This window comes from Streptomyces sp. NPDC101227, assembly GCF_044767545.1.
Classification (GTDB): Bacteria; Actinomycetota; Actinomycetes; order Streptomycetales; family Streptomycetaceae; genus Streptomyces.
This window is the reverse complement of sequence record NZ_JBIWOD010000014.1, coordinates 22643-45448: the sequence shown is the minus strand read 5'-3', so window position 1 is coordinate 45448 and position 22806 is coordinate 22643. Positions and strand designations below refer to the sequence as shown.

Sequence of the window (22806 nt, the reverse complement as noted above, 5' to 3'; positions counted from 1 at the left end):
CACACGAAGCACGGCGCGAGCGGCCGAGCGGCCGCGGCCCAGGTGGCAGAACGGTCCGGGCCGCTCACCGGCCGGCGGACAGCCGAAGCCACCGCCCGGCCCGATCGGACGGGCCGGACGATGACATATCACGCGCGCCCCATGTACCGGACCGGTCAGTGGCCGAGCGCGTTCAGCACCGCATCGGCCATGACCCGTTCGCCGGTCGCGTTCGGATGCAGCGGCAAGGTCGGCGAGGCCGGAAGCAGACCCTCGATCCACGGATCCGACGAGCAGCTGTCGTGACCCTTCGTCGGGCCGAGCGTGTCGACGTACGTGGCACCGGCCGCAGTGGCGGTCTCGCTCACCTTGTCGTTGAGCCGGCCGAGGACCGAGCGCAGAAACGCGAGATCCCCGGTGGTGACGGGCATCTTGCCCAGGCACTTCTTCGGGTCGTCGGGCAGCACCGACGGATAGCCGACGATCACCACCCTGGCCTTCGGCGCCTTGGCGCGGAGCTTGCGGAGCGCCTCCGCCAGCTGCGCGGACGCGGAGTCCAGCCGGTCGTTGAGCGTGTTGCCGTAGAAGGCGCGGCAGGGAGCGCCGAAGGGGTCGGTCAGGGACAGGGCGATGCAGGTGACCGCGAGATCACCGAAGCCGAGGTCGGAGGTACCGAGGTCGTCGCCCCCGATCGTGAGCGTGACCAGGGAGGTGTCCGGTGTGACGGCGTCGAGCTGGGGGTCGTTGACGACGATCCCGACGTCCTTCTGGGGCGTGGTGAGCGCGCCCACCTTGGCCCCGGCGCACGACCTGTCCACATACGACGACGGGGCGAGGGCCGCGGCGACGAGATGGCCGTAGTCGTGGTCGGAGCGCAGGCACAGGCCCGCGGAGGAGGCGGGAATCCCGGCACCGGCGGCGTACGAGTCCCCGAGCGCCACATACTTCCCGGTCCCGGCCGGGGCAGCGGCCTCGGCGGGGGAGACGGTGGCGGTGAGGGCGGTGGCGACGAGCGCGGCGGTCACCGCGGACGCCCACTTCGTGGCACGCCCGCTGTTCCCGGCGCTCATGGTGCTCGTGGTGCTGGTTGTTGCGGCTCTGGACACAGTTCCCCCTGAGGAGGCAGCAAGACGGAAGGAAGGCCCGATACCGGCCGGTAACGTGTCCGCCATCGTCGCGGCCCCGTGCCCCCGGGGCCATGTGCCGGCACACAGCAGCACCACCGCCCCCGTTGTCCCCCGGCACAACTCCCCGCCTCCGCGCGCCGGTCTTTGTAACCTGCGGTTCATGCACCGCATCCCCGACCCACCTGCCGAGGTCGCGCCCATCGCCGCCTCGTTGCGCAGCCGCGCGCCGGAACTGGGCATACGGATGGCCCGCCGCATCCGCGCCGAGGTGACGTACTACGGCAGCGAAGGCGGCGTGGCCTTCGACGAGTTGAGCGCCTCGTGCCAACGCAACGCCGACCTGGTCTTCCGGCATCTCGCCGGCGACCGTGGCTCCGACATGACACCGGCCCTCGACACCGGCCGCGAACGGGCCCGCCGGGGCGACCCCTTGGCCGACCTGCTGCATGCCTACCGCGTCGGATCCGAGTTCCTGTGGACCGAACTCGCCGCCGAGGCCCGTGTCGCGGAGGGCATCACCACCGACACGTTCGTAGCCCTGGCCGCCTGGTGGGTGTGCGAAGGACTCGCCGCGGCGGCCAGCGACGCCTACCGCGAGGAGACCTCCGAGCTGGTGCTCCAGCGGGAGCGCGAACGGTCCGCCATGGTCGAGGCGCTGTTCACCGGGATGCTCACCGATCGCACCACCCTCTGGGGAGCCGCGGACATGCTCGGCCTGCCGACCGGCGGGCCGTACCTCGTCGTGGCGGCCGAGGTGCCGGCCCCGGGCCGGGAGGCGCTGCCCGGCATCGAGGCCCGGCTCCTGGCCGAGCAACTGCGCTCCGCCTGGCGCCTGTTGCCGGACCTCCAGATCGGCGTGGTCGCCGTCCAGCAGCCGGGCGCCGAGGAGGCGGCCCTGCGCGTCCTGGGACGGTCCCCCGACTCCCGGGTCGGCGTCAGCCCTCCGTACCGCGCGCTGCAGGACACCCCCAGGGCGCTGCGCCTCGCACGCGTGGCGCTGGCCGGAGTGCGCGGCCGGCCGGCCGGGCTCGCGCGGTTCGACGACAGCCCGGCCGCCCTGCTGGTCGCCTCCGCCCCGGACGAAGCCGCGCGGATCGCCCGGGCGGTCTTCGAGGACGTACTGGAACTGCCGGCCACCGAGCGGGACCGCCTGCTGGAGACCCTGGAATGCTGGTTCACGGCCGCGGGCTCGACGGCCGGAGCGGCGGAGCGGCTGTACTGCCACCGCAACACGGTGCGCTACCGGCTGCACAGGCTGGAGGAGCTGACCGGGCGCTCCCTGCGGGACCCGCGCGCGGTCGCCGACCTGGCAGTGGCACTGCATGCGCTCCCGCTGCTGTCCCTGGAACAGCGCTGAGGCGCGCCACGGCCCGTCAGAGCCGGACCGCCCCTGCGCTCAACCGGCGGCCGGTCACCTGCGTCCTGCACCATAAAAGCGCCACCGACCGCGAGTTACGCCGGACCCGGCAGAAACGACACACACCGCAAGCCGGATTCAAGGGGGCTGGATGTCATCGGGCAGAGACATCAACTACTTCGAACAGACCGGACAGGCGATCGCCGAGGAACTGCTGCGACGCCGCGCCAGGGAGCGCGCCAAGGCCGTCAAGTACAGCAGGGAACAAGCGGAACAGAGCCGCAAGATCACCCATGAGAACGAAGCCGCCGAACTGGAACGCCTAGCGGTCCTCGGACAGATCCCCCAGGCCGAATACAAGGCCCGGATGGCCGGCCTGGCAGAGACCGTCGACAACGATCCGCCGGACAGCCCTTAGGGCATGCGGTCCGCCGCCTCGTTGTGCGGGGTGCCGGACCTGCGCCTCATGAACCTCAGGTGCCTCTGTCGTCTCCTGCATCCGTCAGGTCGACAGCGGATACCCCATCGCGATCGGAGCCCAGAGTCCGGAGCCCAGAGCCCGGAGCGGGGACGCCGGGGCCCTCGGCAAGATCTTCTCGCTGCGACGGCAGTCGATCCCGAGCCCGCGCCTCTCACTCAAGGCTTCGGACTCGCGCTGATCCCGATACGCCCCGAGATGCAAAAGAGGGTTGTGACTGTGGAGTCACAACCCTCTCAACCATGTATCTATGGTCAGTGTCCGAGGGGGGACTTGAACCCCCACGCCCGATAAAGGGCACTAGCACCTCAAGCTAGCGCGTCTGCCATTCCGCCACCCGGACAAGGTGTCTGCCGTTCCGGCCTGGGCCGTTCCGACGTGGAAAACAATAGCAAACCTTCCGGGGTGGTCGATCACCCGTGCATCTGGCCGGGGACGGGGCTGTGACCAGCGCATGTCGGGAGCATTGCGGCCTTGGGTGTGGCGGGTGGGAGGGGGAGGATGGCCGTGGACCCCCGCCGTGGAGCGCGTTCCCCGGAAGCGTGACGCGGCCGTGAACCAAGAGGAGGCAGCGTGAGCGAGCTCTGCGAGCGAACCGTGGAGAGGTGCGAGTCCCGCGAATGCGGGGCCGAGCGAAGCGAGGTTCCGGCATGAGCGAGTCGCAGCCGGCACGTACGGTCACCGGTGAGGACGAGGTCGTCGACCTGTGCCGGGATCTGATCAGGATCGACACCAGCAACTACGGCGACCACTCCGGGCCGGGTGAGCGGGCCGCCGCCGAGTACGTCGCGGAGAAGCTCGCCGAGGTCGGGCTGGAGCCGCGGATCTTCGAGTCGCACAAGGGCCGGGCCTCCACCGTGGCCCGGATCGAGGGCGAGGACCGCTCGCGGCCCGCACTGCTCATCCACGGGCACACCGACGTCGTCCCGGCCAACGCCGACGACTGGACCCACCACCCCTTCTCCGGCGAGATCGCCGACGGGTGCGTCTGGGGCCGCGGCGCGGTCGACATGAAGGACATGGACGCGATGACGCTCGCCGTCGTCCGCGACCGGCTGCGTACGGGCCGCAAGCCGCCGCGGGACATCGTGCTGGCGTTCCTCGCCGACGAGGAGGCGGGAGGTACGTACGGTGCGCGTTTCCTCGTCGACAAGCATCCCGAGCTGTTCGAGGGCGTGACGGAGGCGATCAGCGAGGTCGGCGGCTTCTCCTTCACCGTCAACGATCAGGTCCGGCTCTATCTCATCGAGACTGCCCAGAAGGGCATGCACTGGATGAAGCTGACGGTGGACGGCAATGCCGGGCACGGCTCGATGATCCACAAGGACAACGCGATCACCGAACTGTCCGAGGCCGTCGGGCGGCTGGGGCGGCACGAGTTCCCGGTGCGGGTGACCAAGACGCTGCGGTCGTTCCTGGACCAGCTCGGTGACGCGCTGGGTACCGAGCTCGACCCGGAGAACATGGACGCCACGCTCGCCAAGCTCGGCGGCATCGCCAAGCTGATCGGCGCGTCCCTGCGCAACACCGCCAATCCGACGCAGCTGGGTGCCGGCTACAAGGTCAATGTGATTCCCGGGCAGGCCACCGCGCATGTCGACGGGCGATTCCTGCCGGGCTACGAGGAAGAGTTCCTGGCCGACCTCGACCGGATCCTCGGTCCGCGCGTCAAGCGCGAGGACGTCCATGCGGACAAGGCACTGGAGACGACCTTCGACGGGGCGTTGGTGGACGCGATGCAGTCGGCGCTGCAGGCCGAGGACCCGATCGCGCGCGCGGTGCCGTACATGCTTTCCGCCGGTACGGACGCCAAGTCCTTCGACGACCTCGGGATCCGGGGATTCGGGTTCGCGCCGCTGAAGCTGCCGCCGGAGCTGGACTTCGCCGGGATGTTCCACGGCGTGGACGAGCGAGTGCCGGTGGACGGGCTGAAGTTCGGGGTGCGGGTGCTCGACCGGTTCATCGACCAGAGCTGAACGCGGGTTCGGCGCAGCCAAGTTCGGTGCGAAGCCCCTGTCATTCGTGTCGAATTAGCTGAAAAGAGTGAATGTGGCGATGTGTTCGTAGCTTCAACGGCTCGGTCCTCGTTGCAGTCTGTGCGGTCCGCGGCTGGGATCGCATTGCCTACAAGGAGGAACAATGATCAAGAAGGTCGTCGCAGCTGCGGCAATCACCGGCGGTCTCGTGCTCGCCGGCGCGGGTCTGGCCGTTGCCGACTCGGGTGCCCAGGGCGCGTCGCTGAACTCCCCCGGTGTGGCGTCGGGCAACACCGTCCAGATTCCGATCCACGTGCCGGTCAACGCCTGCGGCAACACCGTCTCCGTGATCGGGCTGCTGAACCCGGCCTTCGGCAACACCTGCATCAACAAGTGACGTTCTGACGTTCTTAGGCGTTGCACTAGCCCATGAGGGCCTGATCCGGTTCGGCTCCGGAATGCATCCCATGCATTCCGGAGCCTCTGGGTATTTCTGCGCCGTGGTGATCACGTAAGAGGTTCGCCGCGCGCATTCCTGTAAGGCACAAGGCAGGGGAACAACCTATGAGACAGGTCGCACGAAGGGGCCTGATCACGATGGCGGCCGCCGGTGGCGTACTCGCCGCCGTCAGCGGAACCGCACACGCGGACTCGGGCGCCACCGGAAGCGCGTCGCATTCGCCCGGCGTTGCGTCGGGCAACACCGTCCAGGTCCCGGTCGAGGTACCGGTGAACGTGTGCGGTAACACCGTCGACGTCGTCGGGCTGCTCAATCCCGCGTTCGGCAACAAATGCGCCAATGGCTCCGGCGGCAAGCACCACGGCGGTCACGGCGGCTCGGGCAGGCACGGCGGCGCCACCGCCGAGGGAGGTGCGTCGCATTCGCCCGGTGTCGCCTCGGGCAACACCGTCCAGGTGCCGGTCGATGTGCCGGTGAACGTGTGCGGTAACACCGTGGACGTCGTCGGGGTGCTCAATCCCGCGGCCGGCAACAACTGCGGCAATGAAGCCCGCCCGCAGTCGCCGCACCATCCGCATCACCCGGGACACCCCGGACACCCGGGACACCCGAGCCACCCCGGGCACCCGCACCACCCGGGCCACCCCACCCACCCGGGGCCCGGGCAGCCGCCCACCCAGGGCAGCCCGCACGGTCCCGGGACCCAGGGAGGCTCGGAGACGCCCCCCGGGCACCCGCACGGGCCGGGCGACCTGGGTACCCCGGAAGGCCCGGGCGTGCGGCCGCAGGCCGAGACGCAGGGAAAATCGGCCATTGTCGCGACGCCGAAGGCCCCCGGGCGTCTCGCCCACACCGGCACCGACATGATCGGCTACGCCGTACCGGCGAGCGCCGGCCTGCTGCTCGGCGGGGCCGTGCTCTACCGCCGGGCGCGCACCGCGCGCAGGTGATCCGCGCCACGTAGCGCAGCACACACAACGGAGCGCACACAACGGAGCGGGCCCTGTCGGTACGGGGCCCGTTCTGTCGAGGTCATGCCCCGGCGGCGCTCACCATGTGGCGCGGAGCTGGCGAATGATCCGCCGGCGCAGCCGCACCTTGCGGCTCCCGTCGGGGTTGAGGCGAAGTCGGTCCAACTCCCAGTGTCCGTACTCGGCATGGTCGGTCAGCAGGCGTGTGGCGGCCGACCGGGAGACCCCCCGGGGCACATACACATCGCAGAATTCGTATTCCGGCATCGCATCTATTGTGCGGGACCGGCCCCGGTACGGATAGCGTCTGCACTATGTCTGATGCTGCGCAGCCTTCCGCTGCCGAGGTACGTGCCGCCGCCGAGGCGGTCAAAGCCGCGCTGGACCGTCACCTCGACGCGGTCGAACGCCGCTCGGGGCCGGACGATCCGGCTGTCTACGCCGCGTTCGACGAACTCGCCGCGGCCGCCGAGGTCTATGACGAGCTGCTGTACGACACCCACGACGAGGTCACCCCCTTCGAGATCCCCGGGAACGAAGCGCTGCCCGTCTATGCGGGCCCCGAGGAACCAAGCGCGCTCAGCCTGCTGATCCGGCGCGACTACATCGTCGCCGAACCGCAGCGGCTGCTGCATCAGGCGCAGCGCATCGCCGATCTCGACCCGGACGCGGTCGACGAGGGGGCGGCGAACGGCTCGGGCGAGGCCGCCGGCGTGGTCGGCAGCAGCGTGCATGCGGCGCTGGGGGTGCTCTTCGGGGAGTTCGAGCCGGACGAGATCGCCTCCCGGCACAAGGAGTTCGGCCTGGAGGAGGGCGACTCCACGCTGTGGGTGGCCGCCGCCGACGAGCCGACCGAACCGGGGGAGTGGCTGTCCGCGCCGTTCGATCAGGCCGATCCCCAGCGGGTGGTGTGCCGCTTCGACGTCAGCTCGGTCTTCGATGAAGAGCTGGGCGATGACGATGACTTTCTGGAGCCCCTCGACCGGGAACGCTGATCGACCGGGAACGCTGATTGCTCGGGAGCGCTGATCCGCCGCGGCCCCGGGGGCCCGCGCGATGGGCCCCCGGGGCCGCGCGCGGATGTCTGGGGGCCGCTGCGGTGACGTGGAGGGACACGCCACCGCAGCGAGCGCCGACCGCTTGTGTCGGCGCTGCTTGCTACGGCGCGGAGTGCTGACTGCTTGCTTGCGTCGATGCGCCCTCGTACTGGGGCCGCTGTGACGAGCCTTGTGCGCCGCCGCCTGCCTTCCTCTTACGGCAACGATTACGGAGAGTTATTAGTTCCTCGGGATTGTTACTTTCTGTGCGCGTTGCTATTGGGGTGTGGCGGTGGCGTCCGGTTCGGACTGGGCGATTTGGAGTTGGAGGAGGGTGCGCAGCCGGGTGGTGCGTTCCTTCACGGGGACCTCGGCCACCGCGCGCGGCAGGGCCTGGTCGACGCCCTGGACGACCGAGAGATGGCGTTCGCCGCGGCTGAAGGCGGTGTAGGCCCAGGCGCGGGTCAGGCCGGCGGCGGCGTCGCCGGGCAGCACGACCACCGCGGCGGGCCAGCGCCGGCCGACCGCCTGATGGGCGGTGAGGGCCCAGCCGTGGCGTAGCGCGCCGGCCTCGATCTCCTCGCGCGGTACGGCGAGGGGGGTGCCCTCGCAGTCGAGGTGGAGGCCCGCGGCGTCGGCGCCCGTCACGGTGCCGGGCAGCGTACGGCCAGGGGCGGGGGCGTAGGCGATGCGGTCGCCGGGGTCGAAGCCGGCGAACCGGCCGGGGCCGGGGTTGAGGCGCTCCTTCAGTGCGGTGTTCAGCGCGCGGGTGCCGGCCGCGCCGCCATGGCCGACCGTGATGACCTGGGTCTGGTCGGCGGGGACGCCGAGCGCCCGGGGCACGGAGTCGGCGACCAGCTGGACCGTGCGGTGCACCGCCTCCCCGGCGTCGCGCACCGGGACGATCACCACCTCCTTGCCGGGCGCCTCGACCTGGCTCAGCTCGCCGATGCCGATGCCCGACACCAGCTCGCCGATCGGGCCGAAGTCCGGGGTGCGGGAGGCGACCTGGGGGCAGAAGCGGGCCGCGAGGAGGTCGGCGAAGAGGCGGCCGGGGCCGGCGGACCAGAGGACGCCGGGGTCGCCGCTGAGGACGAGCCGGGTGCCGTCGGTCAGCGATTCGACGAGCGTCGCGGCGGTGTCGAGGTCCAACTGGGGGGCGTCCAGCACCACCAGGAGGTCGAGGGCGAGTGCGCCGTCGGCGTCCCGGCCCGGGCCTTCCCGGCCGGAGAGCAGGCCGGATACGGTCACCGCCGCCGCGTCCTGGTCGTCGGCGGGCTCGTGGGGGGCGGCTTCGGTGAGGTGGGCGGCCAGGCGTCGGCGGCCGTTCTCGGTGTGGGTGGCGCCGTAGGCCCGTAGTCCCAGGGAGCGGGCGGCGGCGATCAGCGCGGCGGGTTCGGCGCGGGCCGCCTCGGCGCCGGTGTGGGCCACCAGGCCGCTGCCCGCGGCGGCCCGGATCAGTTCCGCCGCGGACGGCGAGGGGGCGGCGGCCGCCGCGGCCTCCCAGGCGGCGGACGAGGGGGCGGCGGGGGCGGCGCTCTGTGCTTCGGTGCCGGTCCCGGCGTCGTCCGTGCTGCCGTCCGTGGTGTCGTCCGTCGTGCCGTTCGCGTCGGAGGTCTCCGGCCCCGAGGCGTGCTCCTCCGACGACGCCGGTTTCTCCGGCTCCTCGGGCGCCTCGAAGGTGTTGAGCAGGCGCGCCAGGCCGTCGGCCACGCTCTCCTCGGCCATGGCGCAGCGGTCCAGGCCGAGCAGGATCCGGACCGGCCGTTCCTCCTCGTCCTCGTCGCTCGTCGCGGGACGGGCCCGGCCCGGGGTTTCGAGCGCGTCCTGGAAGACCAGCACCGTGCCCTCGGCGATGGCCGTCTGCAGGGCGTCATCGGGATCCGGTACGGACCGCTGGGCGAGCGCGGCGCGCAGCGCGGACGCCTCCAGGGCGGAGTGGCCCGCCACGGCGGCCTGTTCCAGCAGCCATCGGACGAGGGCCTGCGCGCGCCGCTCGTCGTCGGGGCCGCAGGCGTCGCCGAGCAGCGCCCGCGCAAAGCCGTCGGCCTGGTCGGGGCGCACCCCGGGCACGCCGAGCAGCTGCCAGGGGTCGGCGCTCAGTGCCTGCGCGGCCCGCTCGCCCAGCGCCGCGGCGGTCTTCTCGGCCAGTGCCGGCGGGGCACCGCCGGCCGTCAGGATCTGCCGTACGCCTTCGATGCCGGGGGCCGCCGGCGCGGCGGGACGGGGAGCCGGGGCGGCGGGCTGCTGGGGTGTGGTGGGAGCGGCCGAGGCGGCGGGCCGGGTGGGGCCGCGCTGCGCCGCCACCTCCGGTGCCGGTCGGGTGCGTTCCGCCGGGGCGTCCGCCGGCTTTCCGGCCGGCGGCTTGGCGGCGGCCGGTCGGGGCGCGCGCGGTGCCTCGGCGAAGAAGGAAGCGGCCGAGCGCTCGCCGCTCTCCACGGCCCGTACCGCCGCGGCGAGCTGCGCCGCCGTCGTCGCCGCGGCCGGGCCGGAGGGCTTGGTGCCCGTCTCGTCCGTCTTCGCGGGCTCGCCGCCCGGGGACGGTGACGGTGCCGCGGCGCCCGCGTCGGTAGCCGCGTCCGCCCGCGCCGCCTCGCCCGCCGCTGTCCCGGCGTCCTCGGCCGGCTGGGCATCCGTGGCGCCGGGCGCGGCCTCCTGCTCGGGCGGGGTTTCGCCGGCGAGGCGGTCGGTACTCACAGCGTGCTCCAGTCGTGATCGGGATAGTGGTGCACCGGAGCCGATACATCGTCCAGCGCCCGGCGGATCTCGTCAGGAAGACTAAGGGTCTCCACTGACAATGCCGCTCTGAGCTGCGGCGCCGTGCGGGCACCCAGGATCGGGGCGGTGACGCCGGGCCGGTCGCGGACCCACGAGAGCGCGACCTGGAGCGGGGTGACGGCCAGTCCGTCGGCGGCGGTGCTGACCGCTTCGACGACCCGGCCCGCCGTCTCGTCCAGATAGGGCGCGACGAACGGCGCCAGGTGCTCGGAGGCGGCGCGCGAGTCGGCGGGTGTGGCGTTGCGGTACTTGCCGGTGAGGACGCCGCGGCCCAGGGGCGAGGAGGGGAGCAGGCCGATGCCGAGGTCGAGGGCGGCGGGCAGGACCTCGCGTTCGACGCCGCGCTGGAGGAGGGAGTACTCCAGCTGTGCGCCGGCCAGCGGGTTGCGTACGCCGGGTGCGGCCAGCTGCCAGGTGGCGGCCTTGGCGAGCTGCCAGCCGGAGAAGTTCGCCAGCCCCGCATAGCGGGCCCGGCCGCTGGTGATGGCCAGGTCGAGGGCGTGGAGGGTCTCCTCCAGAGGGGTGTGCGGATCGAAGGCGTGCAGCTGCCACAGGTCGACGTGGTCGGTGCCCAGGCGTTGGAGGGAGGCATCGAGGGCGGCGAGGAGGTGGCGTCTGGAGCAGTCGACGCGGCGGTCCGCCTCCAGGACGCTGCCCGCCTTGGTGGCGATCACCAGGTCGTCGCGCGGAACGAGACCTTCCGTCAGTCGGCCCAGGAGGTATTCGGCGCCGCCGTCGGCGTAGATGTCGGCGGTGTCGACGAGGGTGCCGCCGGCCTCCCAGAACGTCTTGAGCTGGTCGGCTGCTTCCTGCTCGTCGGTGCCGCGCGCCCAGTTGAGGGTGCCGAGCCCGAGGCGGGACACGCGAAGGCCCGTACGGCCGAGGTGCCTTTGCTCCATGGGGCTTGAGATTACGCGCCGCGGGTCCCGATCAGGGGACCTGTGGACAACCGACCGATGACGGCCGGCGGCGTCGCGCGCTAGAGTCCCCGCAACAGCGACGTTACTGATCAGTAAGGGGAGCGGCATGAGGCTTGGCATCAACCTCGGCTACTGGGGTGCCGGGATGGACTCTGACAATCTCGCGGTGGCCCAGGAGGCCGATCGCCTGGGCTATTCCGTGTGCTGGGCCGCCGAGGCCTACGGGTCCGACGCCGCCACCGTGCTGTCCTGGGTCGCCGCCCAGACCGAACGCATCGACATCGGCTCGGCGATCTTCCAGATCCCGGCCCGTACGCCCGCGATGACCGCCATGACGGCCGCGACCCTCGACTCGCTCTCCGGTGGCCGCTTCCGGCTGGGCCTGGGCGTCTCCGGCCCGCAGGTCTCCGAGGGCTGGTACGGCGTCAAGTTCGACAAGCCGCTGGCCCGCACCCGTGAGTACGTCGACATCGTGCGGCGGGCGATGACCCGCGAGCGGTTGTCGTACGAGGGCGAGCACTGGACGCTGCCGCTGCCCGGCGGTCCCGGCAAGCCGCTGAAGCTGACCGTGCACCCGCAGCGCGAGCACATCCCGCTCTACATCGCGGCGATCGGTCCCAAGAACCTCCGGCAGACCGGCGAGATCGCCGACGGCGCGCTGCTGATCTTCCCGTCCGCCGAGCACCTGGAGGAGACCGCGGTCGCCCACATCCGCGCGGGCCGCGAGAAGGCCGGCAAGACGCTGGACGGATTCGATGTCTGTCCCACGCTGCCGCTCGCGGTCGGCCAGGACAAGGACGTCAGCGCGCTGGCCGACATGTTCCGCCCGTACACCGCCCTGTACGTCGGCGGAATGGGCAGCCGTAAGCAGAACTTCTACAACCAGCTGGCCCAGCGCATGGGCTACGAGAAGGAAGCCGCGGAGATCCAGGACAAGTACCTCTCCGGCGACAAGGACGGCGCCGCCGCCGCGATCCCGGAGCGGCTGATCGACCAGACCACGCTGCTCGGTTCCGTCGACCGGATCGCGGAGCGGATGCAGGCGTACGCGGCGGCCGGGGTCACCACGCTGACGCTGGCTCCGGCGGGCTTCGCGCTGGAGGACCGGCTGGCGTCGCTGCGGGCCGGGACCGAGGCCCTGGAGCGCGCCGGGCTGGCGTAACGCCCCGGGCTGCGCGGCGGCCGCGCCCCGGCAACGCGAAGGCCCGGCGCCCAGGGGCGCCGGGCCGCTCCGGCTCTGCGGCCGTGGTGGGGGCTCGGGGGTCTTCCCCGCCACGGCCGTCACGCAGCACAACGCCCCGATGGCGACGTGGTTACGCCCCGCCACCACCAGGGAGTCGTTCGAACGGGCGCAGGGGCCGGGTGCTGCGGTTGCCGTCCCCACAGGGCCGCACTTGACTGGACTGCGGTGTGGTCCTGTGGAAGGTGGCGCGGATGCTCTCGGCCCGGAGTCTGTTCCAGGAGATCGTCGACAACGACGACGCCTACCGTCTGTTCTGCTCCATCGCGGCCAGCGGGGAGTCCCAGGGCGGATGGGAGAACGGCCGGATCGCCGCGCTGATCCCCGCCTCGCAGCGGGAGCTGGCACCCAAGGTCACCCGGCACGGCGCCGACGAGGACAAGCACGGCCGGATCTTCCACGCCCTGCTGCGCAAGCGCGGCCTGACGCCCGCCGAGGTCCCCGAGGCGACCGACTACACCATGCTGCTGGAACGGCGGGGCATCGGCCTGGCCCACGACAAGCTCCGCCGCGACGAGCCGCTCACCGAGCTGGACATCATCACCTACCTCGCGCACAGCCGGGTCACCGAGCAGCGCGCCTCCGACCAGATGGACATGCTCAGGACCTGCTTCGGCGACCACCCCGAGGTCGGCAAGGCGATCCGGATGATCTCCCACGACGAGGACAACCACCTCGCCTACTGCCATGAGGAGCTGCTGCGGCTGGCCCGGGCCGGGCACGGCCGGACCATCCAGCGGATCCTGCACGACTGCGCGTTCGCGGAGGTCGGCGTCTACCGGGACGTCAGCCTGGCGGTGATGGACCACATGGGCCGTATCCTGCGCTGGCCCCCGGCCAAGTCCGCGCTGCTCAAGGCCGCGATCTGGGGGTTGTACGGCTATGAGCGGGCCTTCGGCTGGCGGCGGATGGTGCGCCTGGAGATGCCGGAGCGGCGCAACGCCCTCGGCGGGCCGGCCGCCTCGGCGCCGGAATTCGCCTGAGCCGCCCCCGGAACGGCGCCTTCACCGCCACCTGCGTTCACAGCCACCCGCGCCGCTTGAACAGCCGGAACAGGGACACCTCGATCACCACCATCAGCAACAGGATCGCCGGATAGCCGTAGTGCCACCTCAGCTCGGGGATCCATGCGAAGTTCATGCCGTAGATGCCGGCGATCAGGGTAGGGACGGCCGCCAGCGCCGCCCACGACGAGATCTTGCGCATGTCGTCGTTCTGGCGGACGCCCATCTGCGCCAGATGGGCCGCGAGAATGTCCGAGAGCAGCCGGTCCAGGCCCTCCACCGACTCGTTGGCGCGGGTGAGGTGGTCGTCCACATCGCGGAAGAACGGCCGGGCGTGTTCGTGCACGAACGGCACTCCGGGGTTCTGCAGGCGGGCCATCGGCTCCAGCAACGGGCCCGTGGCGCGCCGGAATTCCATGATCTCGCGCTTGAACGAGTAGATCTCGGCCGCGGTGTTCTTGGTGTCGCCGCGCACCGGGGCGAACACCTCGGCCTCCAACCCCTCCAGATCCAGCTGGAGTTCGGCGGCGACCTCGATGTAGTGGTCGACCACGGCGTCGCTGACCGCGTAGAGCACCGCCGTGGGGCCGTGCCGCAGGATGTCCGGATGGTGCTCCAGCCGCTTGCGCACCGCGCCCAGCGGGCTGGCCTCGCCGTGCCGGACGGTCACCACGAAGGAGTCGCCGACGAACAGCATCAGCTCCGACGCCGTCACGGTATCCGCGGTCACGTCGTAGGTGATCGGCTTCAGCACCAGGAAGAGCGAGTCGTCGTACACCTCCAGCTTGGGCCGCTGGTGGGCCTTGAGGGCGTCCTCGATGGCCAGTGGATGCAGCGCGAACTCGGACGTGACCATGTCGAACTCTTCCTGCGTCGGCTCGTACATGCCCAGCCAGAGGAAGGAGTGGCCTTCCGCCCGCGCCTCGTCGAGGGCGTGCGAGAAGTCGGCCGCGCAGTCGATCCGGCGGCCCTCCCGGTAGATGGCGCAATCCACGATCACAACTGGCATTCTCACCCGTCACCCGGCGGCCTGCCAGGAATGGCCGCCGGGAACGTAGGGTGGCGGTCATGCCCACGCTGATCCTGGTGCGGCACGGCCGCTCCACCGCCAACACCTCCGGGGTGCTCGCCGGACGGCTGCCCGGCGTCGCCCTCGACGAGCGGGGCGTCGCCCAGGCCGCGGCGCTGCCCGCCCGGCTGGAGCGGATCCCGCTGGCCGCCGCCGTCTCCAGCCCGCTGCAGCGCTGCCAGGAGACGCTGCGGCCGCTGCTGGCCGCCCGCCCCGGTCTGCCGCTGCACACCGAGGACCGGATCAGCGAATGCGACTACGGGGACTGGGCGGGCCGCAAGCTCGCCGAGCTGACCGACGAGCCCCTGATGGAGGCCGTCCAGCGGCACCCGTCGTCGGCCGCCTTCCCCGGTGGCGAGTCGATGCGCGCCATGCAGGCCCGCGCGGTCGATGCCGTACGGGACTGGAACGCCCGCATCGAGGAGCGGCACGGCGCCGAGGCCGCCTATCTGATGTGCTCGCACGGCGACATCATCAAATCGCTCGTCGCGGACGCCCTGGGCATGCATCTCGACCTCTTCCAGCGGATCTCCGTCGAGCCCTGCTCGGTCACGGTCATCCGCTACACGCGGCTGCGGCCCTTCCTCGTACGGCTCGGCGACACCGGGGACTTCGCCTCCCTGGTACCGCCCGAGGACGGCCCGGCGGCAGCCGAGGGCCGGGACGCCGCCCTGGGAGGCGGTGCGGGAGCACCGTGATCAGTCGGCGCAGTAGGGTGGTGCGACGGCGCTGCTCTGCCGTGCCCCTGTGAACCGCGCAGTGCCGCAGGACCGCGCAGCGACCGCAGTGCCCCCGAAGTCGAGCAAATCGGAGCAGGACGTTGTCCCGTCAGGTGTTCTTCTACGACGCGCCGGACCGCTTCGTGGCCGGCACGGTCGGGCTGCCCGGACGCCGGAGCTTCTTCCTCCAGGCGACCGCGGCCGGCCGCACCACCAGCGTCGCCCTGGAGAAGACCCAGGTAGCCGCCCTCGCCGAGCGGATCGATGAGCTGCTGGACGAGGTGGTACGGCGCAGCGGCGGCAATGCCCCGGTGCCCGCCGTCTCGCCCGCCGAGCTGACCGACACCGCGCCGCTGGAATCGCCGGTCGAGGAGGAGTTCCGGGTCGGCACGATGGCGCTCGCCTGGGACGGCGAGGACCAGCGGATGATCGTCGAGGCGCAGGCGCTGGTCGAGCTGGAGGCCGACAGCGACGAGGACCTCGCCGATGCCGAGGAGCGGCTCCTCCAGGACGACGAGAACGGCCCGCCGATGCTGCGGGTGCGCCTGACCGGCATGATGGCCCGCGCCTTCGCCAAGCGGGCGCTGGAAGTCGTCAACGCGGGGCGCCCGCCGTGCCCGCTGTGCAGTCTGCCGCTCGACCCGGAGGGACACGTATGTCCGCGCCAGAACGGCTACCGACGGGACGCCTGAGCGCCATGGAGCCCGCCGTCGAACCGGCCGTGCCCGCGCCCGCGGATGGGCAGCGGAGCGCGCAGGAGGCCGCACACGGTCCTCAGGAGCCCGCAGCGGGTCCTGCGGGCGGTCCGGGCGCCACGGACGGCACGGACGCCTTTCTCGCAGACGGCGAGCTGACCGTCCGCGGCCGGATCCGGGAGGCGTCCAACGCCGTGCTCTACTGCACCATCGAACGCGACGGCCGCAGCGCCCCCGCCGTGTACAAGCCGGTGGCCGGGGAGCGTCCGCTGTGGGACTTCCCCGACGGCACGCTCGCCCAGCGTGAGGTCGCCGCCTACGAGATCTCCCGGGCCACCGGCTGGGACCTGATCCCCGCGACGGTGCTGCGGGACGGCCCGTACGGCACGGGCATGGTCCAGGAGTGGATCGAGCCGCCGGACGGCGACGGCGACGAGGGCGACGAGGTGCCCGAGCTGCTGGCCCTGGTGGAGGACGAGGAGCCGGGGCCGGGCTGGAAGGCGGTCGGCCACGCGGACATCGGCGAGGGCCGCACGGCGCTGCTGGTGCACGCCGACCACCCGTGGCTGCGGCGGCTGGCCGTACTGGACGCGGTGATCAACAACGGCGACCGCAAGGGCGGGCATCTGCTGCCCGGTGCCGGCGGCCGGCTCTTCGCCATCGACCACGGCGTCACCTTCAACGCCGAGGACAAGCTGCGCACCCTGCTGTGGGGCTGGGCGGGGGAGCCGCTGACCGAGGAGGCGCTGGAGGTCCTGCGCGGCCTTCAGGAGGCGCTGGCGGACGGCGCTCCGCTCGCCGCCCGACTGGCCGAACTGATCACGGACGCCGAGACCGAGGCGCTGCGGGAGCGGGTGGCGGCGCTGTTGCGCACCGGCAGGCATCCCGGGCCGAGCGGGGAGTGGCCCGCCATTCCCTGGCCGCCGGTCTGACCGGCCGCCGCTGCCGTCGAACACCCGCAAGCACGCTTCGCCGCGGATCACAAGACCGCGAATTCGGCCAAGAGCACGGTCCGGTTCGTATGTGGAACATGCATCCGGTTACGCTCAAGGCATGCATGCATGGCCCGCTTCTGAGGTCCCCGCCCTGCCTGGTCAGGGCCGCGACCTGAGGATCCACGACACCGCGACCGGCGGACGGGTGACCCTCGACCCCGGTCCCGTCGCCCGTATCTATGTCTGCGGCATCACGCCGTACGACGCCACCCACATGGGGCACGCGGCGACCTACAACGCGTTCGACCTCGTTCAACGCGTGTGGCTCGACACGAAGCGCCAGGTTCACTACGTGCAGAACGTCACCGACGTCGACGATCCGCTGCTGGAGCGGGCCGTTGCCACGGGTGACGACTGGACGGCCCTCGCCGAGCGCGAGACCGCCCTCTTCCGAGAGGACATGACGGCGCTGCGGATGCTGCCGCCCCGCCACTACATAGGCGCGGTCGAGGCGATACCGGGCATCATCCCGCTGGTGGAGCGGCTGCGCGAAGCCGGCGCCGCCTACGAGCTGGACGGTGACATCTACTTCTCCGTCGCCTCCGACGCGCACTTCGGCGAGGTCTCCGGGCTGGACGCCGCGGCGATGCGGCTGCTGTCCGCCGAGCGCGGCGGCGACCCGGAGCGCGAGGGCAAGAAGAGCCCCCTCGACCCGATGCTGTGGATGGCCGCCCGCGACGGCGAGCCGAGCTGGGACGGCGGCTCGCTGGGCCACGGCCGGCCCGGCTGGCACATCGAGTGTGTCGCCATCGCCCTGGAGCACCTCGGCATGGGCTTCGACGTCCAGGGCGGCGGCTCCGACCTCGCCTTCCCGCACCACGAGATGGGCGCCTCGCACGCCCAGGCGCTCACCGGCGAGTTCCCGTTCGCCAAGGCGTATGTCCACGCCGGGATGGTCGCCCTCCACGGCGAGAAGATGTCCAAGTCCAAGGGCAACCTCGTCTTCGTCTCCAAGGTGCGGCGGGACGGAACCGACCCGGCGGCCATCCGGCTGGCGCTGCTCGCGCACCACTACCGGGCCGACTGGGAGTGGACCGATGCGGTGCTGACCGACGCCCTGGAGCGGCTGGGGCGCTGGCGCGCCGCGGTCTCCCGCCCAGACGGCCCGTCCGCCGACGCCCTCCTGGAAGAGATCCGTACGGCGCTCGCCGACGACCTGGACTCCCCGGCCGCCCTCGCGGCCGTGGACCGCTGGGCCGCTGCCCAGGAGTCCGCCGGTGGCACCGACGAGGGTGCGCCCGGTCTCGTTTCGCGCGCGGTCGACGCGCTCCTCGGTGTGGCCCTGTGACGGCCGCACACTGACTCCCGTCCCTCAAGGGGCGCTTCCGCCGGTCGGCGGGGGCGCCCCTTTTTCCGTCATCAGGCATTGGATCGGGTGCACCCGAGGCTGACCCACCGGGCCGCCCGGCTGGAGCGCGAAGGCGTTTCCGATCCCCGGCCGGCTCAGCCGTGTGGACAACAACCCGAAGGGCTCTGCGCGTCGTTCTCGACACCCCGCTGCCCGGGCGGAACCATGACGACCATGAAATACGAGGCCGAAGTGGGGCGGCGTAAAATACTCAAGGGTATGGCAGTCCTGGGTCTCGGTGTGGCTGCCACGGGTTGTACCGGCGGGCAGGTCTCGGAAAAAGCCGGGGTAACGGAATCCGATGCCGGCAGTCAATATATTTTCGGTTATGGGTCATTGATTCAGCGGGAATCCCGAGAGGCGACCTGGCCGAAAGCGGGAAAGTCCTTCCCGGTCTCCGTCCAGGGCATCACGCGTGGCTGGTACGACCGGGTTGACACTGTCAGCTGGGGGCCCACTTACCTGGGAGCCCTTCCGGACCGGAGGTCGACCTGCAACGGCGTGATCTTCCAGGTGGCGCAGGGTGAGTTGAAGGCATTCGCCGACAGGGAGAAGGGGTACCGGCTCATCCGCATCCCTCCCGCCGGCATCACCATGCTGGACGGTAGACCGGCTCCGCCACCCGGAAGTTTTTGGTACTTCGGAAGCACGTCGCGCAGATACGTCAGTCGGGACTTCCCCATCGTCCAGTCCTATGTCGATGTATGCGTGAGTGGATGCCTGGAGGTTGAGGATGAATTTCCGGCATCCCGCACAGCGAAGTTTGCGCAGAAATTCTTCACCGCTACGACCGACTGGAAGACGCCATGGATCAATGACCGCATCTATCCATGGCGGCCCTTTGTTCATGTTCCGCGGGCCAACGAGATCGACACTCTGATCCGGGATCAGCTCGGCGAAAAGATGTTCCGCTCCATTTCCCTTGCCGGCGCCAGGAGCTGAGTGACCGGCTTACGCACGGGGCGGCGGCTCCGGGCTCCGGCCCGGGGGACCCAACCACGGCCCGGCGGGCGGGACTTGGGGCCGCCCGCCGGGCTCGGTCAGCTCTCGCCGTCCTCCGGGCCGGGGTCCGGCTCCGCGCCGTCGGACGGCTCCGCGGCACCCTTGTCCTCCCCGGGCCTGGGCCCGCGCGGCTCCTTGGGCATCGGCCGCGGCGGCCGCGTACGGCCGCTGGTGGTGTCGCGGAGGAAGCCGTCGGCCAGTCCGCCCTCGCCGGCCACGCCCGGTCCGGCCTGGGGGTCGCGGCGGCGCAGATAGCGCTCGAATTCGCGGGCGATGGCCTCGCCGGAGGCCTCCGGCAGATCGGCGGTGTCCCGGGCCTCCTCCAGCGACTGGACGTACTCGGCGACCTCGCTGTCCTCGGCGGCGAGCTGGTCCACGCCCAGCTGCCAGGCGCGCGCGTCCTCGCTCAGCTCGCCGAGCGGGATGCTGATGCCGAGCAGGTCCTCCAGGCGGTTGAGGAGCGCCAGGCTGGCTTTCGGGTTGGGCGGCTGGGATACGTAGTGCGGCACCGCCGCCCACAGGCTCACCGCGGGGACGCCCGCGTGGGTGCAGGCTTCCTGGAGGATGCCGACGATGCCCGTGGGGCCCTCGTAGCGCGACTCCTCCAGGTCCAGCCGGGTCGCCAGATCCGCGTCGGAGGTGACGCCGCTGACCGGCACCGGCCGGGTGTGCGGGGTGTCGCCGAGCAGCGCGCCCAGCACCACCAACATCTCCACGCCCAACTCATGGGCGAAGCCGAGGATTTCGTTGCAGAACGAGCGCCAGCGCATGCTGGGCTCGATGCCGCGGACCAGCACCAGGTCGCGTCGCCGCCCCTTGCCGCCCGCCTCGCCGACACGGACGACCGAGAGCCGGGTCGTCGGCCACGTGATCTTGCGTACGCCGCCGTCCAGGAAGACGGTCGGGCGGTTCACCTGGAAGTCGTAGTAGTCCTCCGCGTCCAGCGCGGCGAAGACCTCGCCCTTCCATTCCCGGTCCAGGTGTGCGACCGCGGCGGAGGCGGCGTCGCCGGCGTCGTTCCAGCCTTCGAACGCGGCCACCATGACCGGGTCGATCAGCTCGGGAACCCCCTCGAGCTCGATCACCCAGCGCCTCCTTCCGACCGGTTGGGCCACCTCGCGGCGGCCACCGGTTGCCGTTCCATTGCGTGCGGTCTCCACCCTACGGCGTCCGGGGCGCCCGCTCGCAGCCCCTGTGCACGAATGGGTGCTGATTCATCCGACCTGTTGCGGGGTTGTCCGCGATGGGCCGTTCCGCTTCCGTAGCCGGTTTCCGTAAGGGTTTTCCGTACCAGGTTTCCGTACGGGGTCTGGACGCGGTCTCGGGCGCGGGTCTATACATCGGATGACCCGGAAAGGTCCGATGTTCCCTTCCGACGTTCCGCTCCGGCGTTCCAGAAACGACGTTCCAGGCACGACGTTCCAGCCCGAGCCACCAGGCCCGCCGCTCCGCCGCACCACCGCGGTCCTCGGCCCGGCCTTCCGCGACACCCCAGGGGGGCGCGCCCATGGCAGTGACCGACACCGTCACCGAGCTGGAGGTCCACGACGTCCGCTTTCCCACCTCGGAGCAGCTCGACGGCTCGGACGCCATGAACCCCGACCCCGACTACTCCGCCGCCTACGTCGTCCTGCGCACCGACGGCGGGCCGCCGGGGCACGGCTTCTGCTTCACCATCGGGCGCGGCAACGATGTCATGGCCGCCGCGATCCGGGCGCTGGCGCCGTATGTCACCGGTCGCCCGGTACCCGCCACCGCCGGGGACCTCGCCGCCCTGCACCGCGATCTCACCCACGACTCCCAGCTGCGCTGGCTCGGCCCGGAGAAGGGCGTGATGCAGATGGCGGCGGGTGCGGTGATCAACGCCGGATGGGATCTGGCGGCCGCCCGCGCGGGCCTGCCGGTCTGGGAATTCCTCGCCGCGATGACCCCCGAGGACCTGGTCTCGCTCGTCGACTTCCGCTATCTGACCGACGCGCTGACGCCCGACGAGGCGCTGGCCATCCTGCGCGCCGCCGAGCCCGGCCGCGCCCGACGCGCCGCCCGCCTCCGGGCGGAGGGCTACCCCGCGTACACCACCTCGCCGGGCTGGCTCGGCTACGACGACGGCAAGCTGGTGCGGCTCGCCAAGGAGGCGGTGGCCGACGGGTTCGGGCAGATCAAGCTCAAGGTGGGCGCCGACCTCGCCGACGACACCCGCCGGATGCGGCTGGCCAGAGAGGCCGTCGGCCCCGGCGTACGGATCGCGGTGGACGCCAACCAGCGCTGGGGCGTGGCCGAGGCGGTCCGCTGGATGACCGCGCTGGCGCCGTTCGCCCCGCACTGGATCGAGGAGCCGACCAGCCCGGACGACGTCCTGGGGCATGCCGCGGTGCGCTCCGGGCAGCCCGTGAAGGTCGCCACCGGCGAGCATGTCGCCAACCGGGTCGTCTTCAAGCAGCTGTTGCAGGCCGGCGCCGTGGACTTCGTCCAGATCGACGCGGCCCGGGTGGCCGGGGTCAACGAGAACCTCGCCATCCTGCTGCTGGCCGCCAAGTACGGCGTGCCGGTCTGTCCGCACGCCGGCGGGGTGGGGCTGTGCGAGCTGGTGCAGCACCTCGCGATGTTCGACTACGTGGCGGTGTCCGGGAGTCGGGAGGACCGGGTCATCGAGTACGTCGACCATCTGCACGAGCACTTCACCGACCCCGTGGTCATCGAGCGGGGACGCTACCGCGCCCCGGCCGCGCCCGGATTCTCGGCGCGGATGAAGCCCGAGTCGCTGGCCGCCCACCGCTTCCCGGAGGGGCCGGTGTGGCGCGGCCGGCAGAAACGGCATGAACAGGAGGTCTCCGTATGAACGACGGTCGGCAGTCCGCCGATTTCCAGGGCATGGCCGCCCTCGTCACCGGCGGCGGCTCCGGCATCGGCGCGGCCACCGCGGCCCTGCTGCTGGCGCGCGGCGCCAGGGTCGCCGTCCTGGACCGCGATCCCTCCGGCGCGCCCGCCGGGGCCCTCCGGGTCCCGGCCGACGTCACCTCCGACGCCGCCGTACGCACCGCCGTCGACGACGCCGTACGGGAGCTGGGCGGCGCCCTGCACACCCTCGTCGGCAACGCCGGAATCGGCGCCGTCGGCACCGTCGAGGACAACGACGACGCGGAGTGGTGCCGGGTCCTGGACGTGAACCTCCTGGGGCTGGTGCGCGCCGCCCGTGCCGCGCTGCCGTATCTGCGCCGGGGCGCCGCCGAGGCCCCGGGCCGCGCCTCCATCACCCACACCTGCTCCATCGCCGCCACCGCCGGCCTGCCGCAGCGCGCGCTCTACAGCGCCAGCAAGGGCGCGGTCCTCTCGCTGACCCTGGCGATGGCCGCCGACCACGTCCGCGAGGGCATCCGGGTCAACTGCGTCAACCCCGGCACCGCCGACACCCCCTGGATCGGCCGCCTCCTGGACCGGGCGGAGGACCCGGCCGCCGAGCGCGCCGCACTGTGCGGCCGCCAGCCGATGGGCCGGCTGGTCACCGCCGGTGAAGTGGCCGCCGCCATCGCCCACTTGGCGTCCCCGGCCGCCTCCGCCGTCACCGGCACCGCGCTCGCCGTCGACGGCGGCATGCAGGGCCTGCGCCTGCGCCCCGCCACCTGAGCGCTGCCCCCGCCCCGTACCCAGCCG

21 protein-coding genes and 1 tRNA gene are annotated in these 22806 nt (G+C 71.8%); 15 read left to right on the top strand and 7 right to left on the bottom strand.

All coding sequences use genetic code 11. The annotated features are described in order from the left end of the window. Positions 1-155: 155 nt before the first annotated feature. Positions 156-1049, bottom strand: coding sequence for an SGNH/GDSL hydrolase family protein (locus ACIRPT_RS28385; protein ID WP_403832096.1), 894 nt, complete (start codon positions 1047-1049; stop codon positions 156-158). Positions 1050-1266: 217 nt separating this feature from the next. Here ACIRPT_RS28385 and ACIRPT_RS28380 point away from each other — a divergent pair, with 217 nt between their 5' ends. Next, entirely contained in the window at positions 1267-2463 is a 1197-nt protein-coding gene (locus tag ACIRPT_RS28380; protein WP_403832094.1) for a PucR family transcriptional regulator, read from the top strand. A 151-nt stretch (positions 2464-2614) separates the two neighbouring features. Continuing rightward, positions 2615-2881 (top strand): hypothetical protein, encoded by a 267-nt coding sequence (locus ACIRPT_RS28375; protein WP_403832092.1) that lies wholly within the window; start codon positions 2615-2617, stop codon positions 2879-2881. Between the two features lie 318 nt (positions 2882-3199). Here the strand turns inward: ACIRPT_RS28375 and ACIRPT_RS28370 are convergent. Continuing rightward, positions 3200-3284: transfer RNA gene (locus tag ACIRPT_RS28370), tRNA-Leu, on the bottom strand. Between the two features lie 307 nt (positions 3285-3591). On the opposite strand from ACIRPT_RS28370, the gene ACIRPT_RS28365 reads away from it, so the two are divergent. The 3 genes from ACIRPT_RS28365 to ACIRPT_RS28355 all read left to right on the top strand — a co-directional run bounded on the left by ACIRPT_RS28365 (position 3592) and on the right by ACIRPT_RS28355 (position 6327). Then, entirely contained in the window at positions 3592-4917 is a 1326-nt protein-coding gene (locus tag ACIRPT_RS28365) for a M20/M25/M40 family metallo-hydrolase (protein WP_403504256.1), read from the top strand. Positions 4918-5080: 163 nt separating this feature from the next. Further along, entirely contained in the window at positions 5081-5314 is a 234-nt protein-coding gene (locus ACIRPT_RS28360) for a chaplin (protein WP_403504258.1), read from the top strand. 167 nt (positions 5315-5481) lie between these two features. Further along, positions 5482-6327: a chaplin gene (locus ACIRPT_RS28355; protein WP_403832089.1), complete on the top strand. Its 846-nt coding sequence runs from the start codon at positions 5482-5484 to the stop codon at positions 6325-6327. 99 nt (positions 6328-6426) lie between these two features. Here ACIRPT_RS28355 and ACIRPT_RS28350 read toward each other — a convergent pair whose 3' ends face one another. Continuing rightward, positions 6427-6615: a DUF5703 family protein gene (locus ACIRPT_RS28350; RefSeq protein ID WP_030066661.1), complete on the bottom strand. Its 189-nt coding sequence runs from the start codon at positions 6613-6615 to the stop codon at positions 6427-6429. Between the two features lie 47 nt (positions 6616-6662). Between ACIRPT_RS28350 and ACIRPT_RS28345 the strand changes: the two genes are divergently transcribed. Beyond that, a complete protein-coding gene (locus tag ACIRPT_RS28345) occupies positions 6663-7343 on the top strand; it encodes a hypothetical protein (protein WP_403832087.1) in 681 nt (226 codons plus the stop codon). Positions 7344-7661: 318 nt separating this feature from the next. On the opposite strand, the gene ACIRPT_RS28340 is transcribed toward ACIRPT_RS28345, so the two are convergent. Together ACIRPT_RS28340 and ACIRPT_RS28335 are read right to left on the bottom strand one after the other, a co-directional pair. Beyond that, positions 7662-10082: a helix-hairpin-helix domain-containing protein gene (locus ACIRPT_RS28340; RefSeq protein ID WP_403832085.1), complete on the bottom strand. Its 2421-nt coding sequence runs from the start codon at positions 10080-10082 to the stop codon at positions 7662-7664. Beyond that, positions 10079-11062: an aldo/keto reductase gene (locus ACIRPT_RS28335; protein ID WP_403832082.1), complete on the bottom strand. Its 984-nt coding sequence runs from the start codon at positions 11060-11062 to the stop codon at positions 10079-10081. Before ACIRPT_RS28335 ends, ACIRPT_RS28340 begins: the two co-directional genes overlap by 4 nt. A gap of 127 nt (positions 11063-11189) precedes the next feature. On the opposite strand from ACIRPT_RS28335, the gene ACIRPT_RS28330 reads away from it, so the two are divergent. Together ACIRPT_RS28330 and ACIRPT_RS28325 are read left to right on the top strand one after the other, a co-directional pair. Next, positions 11190-12245: an LLM class F420-dependent oxidoreductase gene (locus ACIRPT_RS28330; protein WP_403504271.1), complete on the top strand. Its 1056-nt coding sequence runs from the start codon at positions 11190-11192 to the stop codon at positions 12243-12245. A gap of 272 nt (positions 12246-12517) precedes the next feature. After that, the gene (locus tag ACIRPT_RS28325) at positions 12518-13306 is read left to right on the top strand and encodes a ferritin-like domain-containing protein (RefSeq protein WP_403504274.1); all 789 of its coding nucleotides are present in this window, start codon (positions 12518-12520) and stop codon (positions 13304-13306) included. Positions 13307-13343: 37 nt separating this feature from the next. On the opposite strand, the gene corA is transcribed toward ACIRPT_RS28325, so the two are convergent. Beyond that, positions 13344-14336: a magnesium/cobalt transporter CorA gene (gene corA / locus ACIRPT_RS28320; RefSeq protein ID WP_403504277.1), complete on the bottom strand. Its 993-nt coding sequence runs from the start codon at positions 14334-14336 to the stop codon at positions 13344-13346. Positions 14337-14395: 59 nt separating this feature from the next. Between corA and ACIRPT_RS28315 the strand changes: the two genes are divergently transcribed. From ACIRPT_RS28315 to ACIRPT_RS28295, 5 genes are all read left to right on the top strand, one after another. Further along, positions 14396-15094, top strand: coding sequence for a histidine phosphatase family protein (locus tag ACIRPT_RS28315; RefSeq protein ID WP_403832078.1), 699 nt, complete (start codon positions 14396-14398; stop codon positions 15092-15094). A 122-nt stretch (positions 15095-15216) separates the two neighbouring features. Beyond that, positions 15217-15807 (top strand): DUF3090 domain-containing protein, encoded by a 591-nt coding sequence (locus tag ACIRPT_RS28310; RefSeq protein WP_403504283.1) that lies wholly within the window; start codon positions 15217-15219, stop codon positions 15805-15807. A 5-nt stretch (positions 15808-15812) separates the two neighbouring features. Then, positions 15813-16742: an SCO1664 family protein gene (locus ACIRPT_RS28305; protein ID WP_403505083.1), complete on the top strand. Its 930-nt coding sequence runs from the start codon at positions 15813-15815 to the stop codon at positions 16740-16742. Between the two features lie 121 nt (positions 16743-16863). Further along, the gene (mshC, locus tag ACIRPT_RS28300; RefSeq protein WP_403832076.1) at positions 16864-18093 is read left to right on the top strand and encodes a cysteine--1-D-myo-inosityl 2-amino-2-deoxy-alpha-D-glucopyranoside ligase; all 1230 of its coding nucleotides are present in this window, start codon (positions 16864-16866) and stop codon (positions 18091-18093) included. A gap of 234 nt (positions 18094-18327) precedes the next feature. Next, the gene (locus ACIRPT_RS28295; RefSeq protein WP_403832074.1) at positions 18328-19095 is read left to right on the top strand and encodes a gamma-glutamylcyclotransferase family protein; all 768 of its coding nucleotides are present in this window, start codon (positions 18328-18330) and stop codon (positions 19093-19095) included. A 98-nt stretch (positions 19096-19193) separates the two neighbouring features. Here the strand turns inward: ACIRPT_RS28295 and ACIRPT_RS28290 are convergent, their stop codons facing one another. Further along, positions 19194-20240, bottom strand: coding sequence for a PAC2 family protein (locus tag ACIRPT_RS28290; RefSeq protein WP_403832071.1), 1047 nt, complete (start codon positions 20238-20240; stop codon positions 19194-19196). Positions 20241-20662: 422 nt separating this feature from the next. Between ACIRPT_RS28290 and ACIRPT_RS28285 the strand changes: the two genes are divergently transcribed. Both ACIRPT_RS28285 and ACIRPT_RS28280 read left to right on the top strand, forming a co-directional pair. Beyond that, complete coding sequence (locus tag ACIRPT_RS28285; RefSeq protein WP_403832070.1) at positions 20663-21994, top strand: enolase C-terminal domain-like protein; 1332 nt, start codon at positions 20663-20665, stop codon at positions 21992-21994. Beyond that, positions 21991-22779: an SDR family NAD(P)-dependent oxidoreductase gene (locus ACIRPT_RS28280; protein ID WP_403832068.1), complete on the top strand. Its 789-nt coding sequence runs from the start codon at positions 21991-21993 to the stop codon at positions 22777-22779. The genes ACIRPT_RS28285 and ACIRPT_RS28280 overlap by 4 nt, the downstream gene beginning before the upstream one ends. Positions 22780-22806: the final 27 nt, after the last annotated feature.

Coding starts and splice junctions, on each gene's coding strand:
- ACIRPT_RS28385 (WP_403832096.1), bottom strand. CDS start 1,049: ATGAGCGCCGGGAACAGCGGGCGTGCCACGAAGTGGGCGTCCGCGGTG.
- ACIRPT_RS28380 (WP_403832094.1), top strand. CDS start 1,267: ATGCACCGCATCCCCGACCCACCTGCCGAGGTCGCGCCCATCGCCGCC.
- ACIRPT_RS28375 (WP_403832092.1), top strand. CDS start 2,615: ATGTCATCGGGCAGAGACATCAACTACTTCGAACAGACCGGACAGGCG.
- ACIRPT_RS28365 (WP_403504256.1), top strand. CDS start 3,592: ATGAGCGAGTCGCAGCCGGCACGTACGGTCACCGGTGAGGACGAGGTC.
- ACIRPT_RS28360 (WP_403504258.1), top strand. CDS start 5,081: ATGATCAAGAAGGTCGTCGCAGCTGCGGCAATCACCGGCGGTCTCGTG.
- ACIRPT_RS28355 (WP_403832089.1), top strand. CDS start 5,482: ATGAGACAGGTCGCACGAAGGGGCCTGATCACGATGGCGGCCGCCGGT.
- ACIRPT_RS28350 (WP_030066661.1), bottom strand. CDS start 6,615: ATGCCGGAATACGAATTCTGCGATGTGTATGTGCCCCGGGGGGTCTCC.
- ACIRPT_RS28345 (WP_403832087.1), top strand. CDS start 6,663: ATGTCTGATGCTGCGCAGCCTTCCGCTGCCGAGGTACGTGCCGCCGCC.
- ACIRPT_RS28335 (WP_403832082.1), bottom strand. CDS start 11,062: ATGGAGCAAAGGCACCTCGGCCGTACGGGCCTTCGCGTGTCCCGCCTC.
- ACIRPT_RS28330 (WP_403504271.1), top strand. CDS start 11,190: ATGAGGCTTGGCATCAACCTCGGCTACTGGGGTGCCGGGATGGACTCT.
- ACIRPT_RS28325 (WP_403504274.1), top strand. CDS start 12,518: ATGCTCTCGGCCCGGAGTCTGTTCCAGGAGATCGTCGACAACGACGAC.
- corA (WP_403504277.1), bottom strand. CDS start 14,336: ATGCCAGTTGTGATCGTGGATTGCGCCATCTACCGGGAGGGCCGCCGG.
- ACIRPT_RS28315 (WP_403832078.1), top strand. CDS start 14,396: ATGCCCACGCTGATCCTGGTGCGGCACGGCCGCTCCACCGCCAACACC.
- ACIRPT_RS28305 (WP_403505083.1), top strand. CDS start 15,813: ATGGAGCCCGCCGTCGAACCGGCCGTGCCCGCGCCCGCGGATGGGCAG.
- mshC (WP_403832076.1), top strand. CDS start 16,864: ATGCATGCATGGCCCGCTTCTGAGGTCCCCGCCCTGCCTGGTCAGGGC.
- ACIRPT_RS28295 (WP_403832074.1), top strand. CDS start 18,328: ATGAAATACGAGGCCGAAGTGGGGCGGCGTAAAATACTCAAGGGTATG.
- ACIRPT_RS28285 (WP_403832070.1), top strand. CDS start 20,663: ATGGCAGTGACCGACACCGTCACCGAGCTGGAGGTCCACGACGTCCGC.
- ACIRPT_RS28280 (WP_403832068.1), top strand. CDS start 21,991: ATGAACGACGGTCGGCAGTCCGCCGATTTCCAGGGCATGGCCGCCCTC.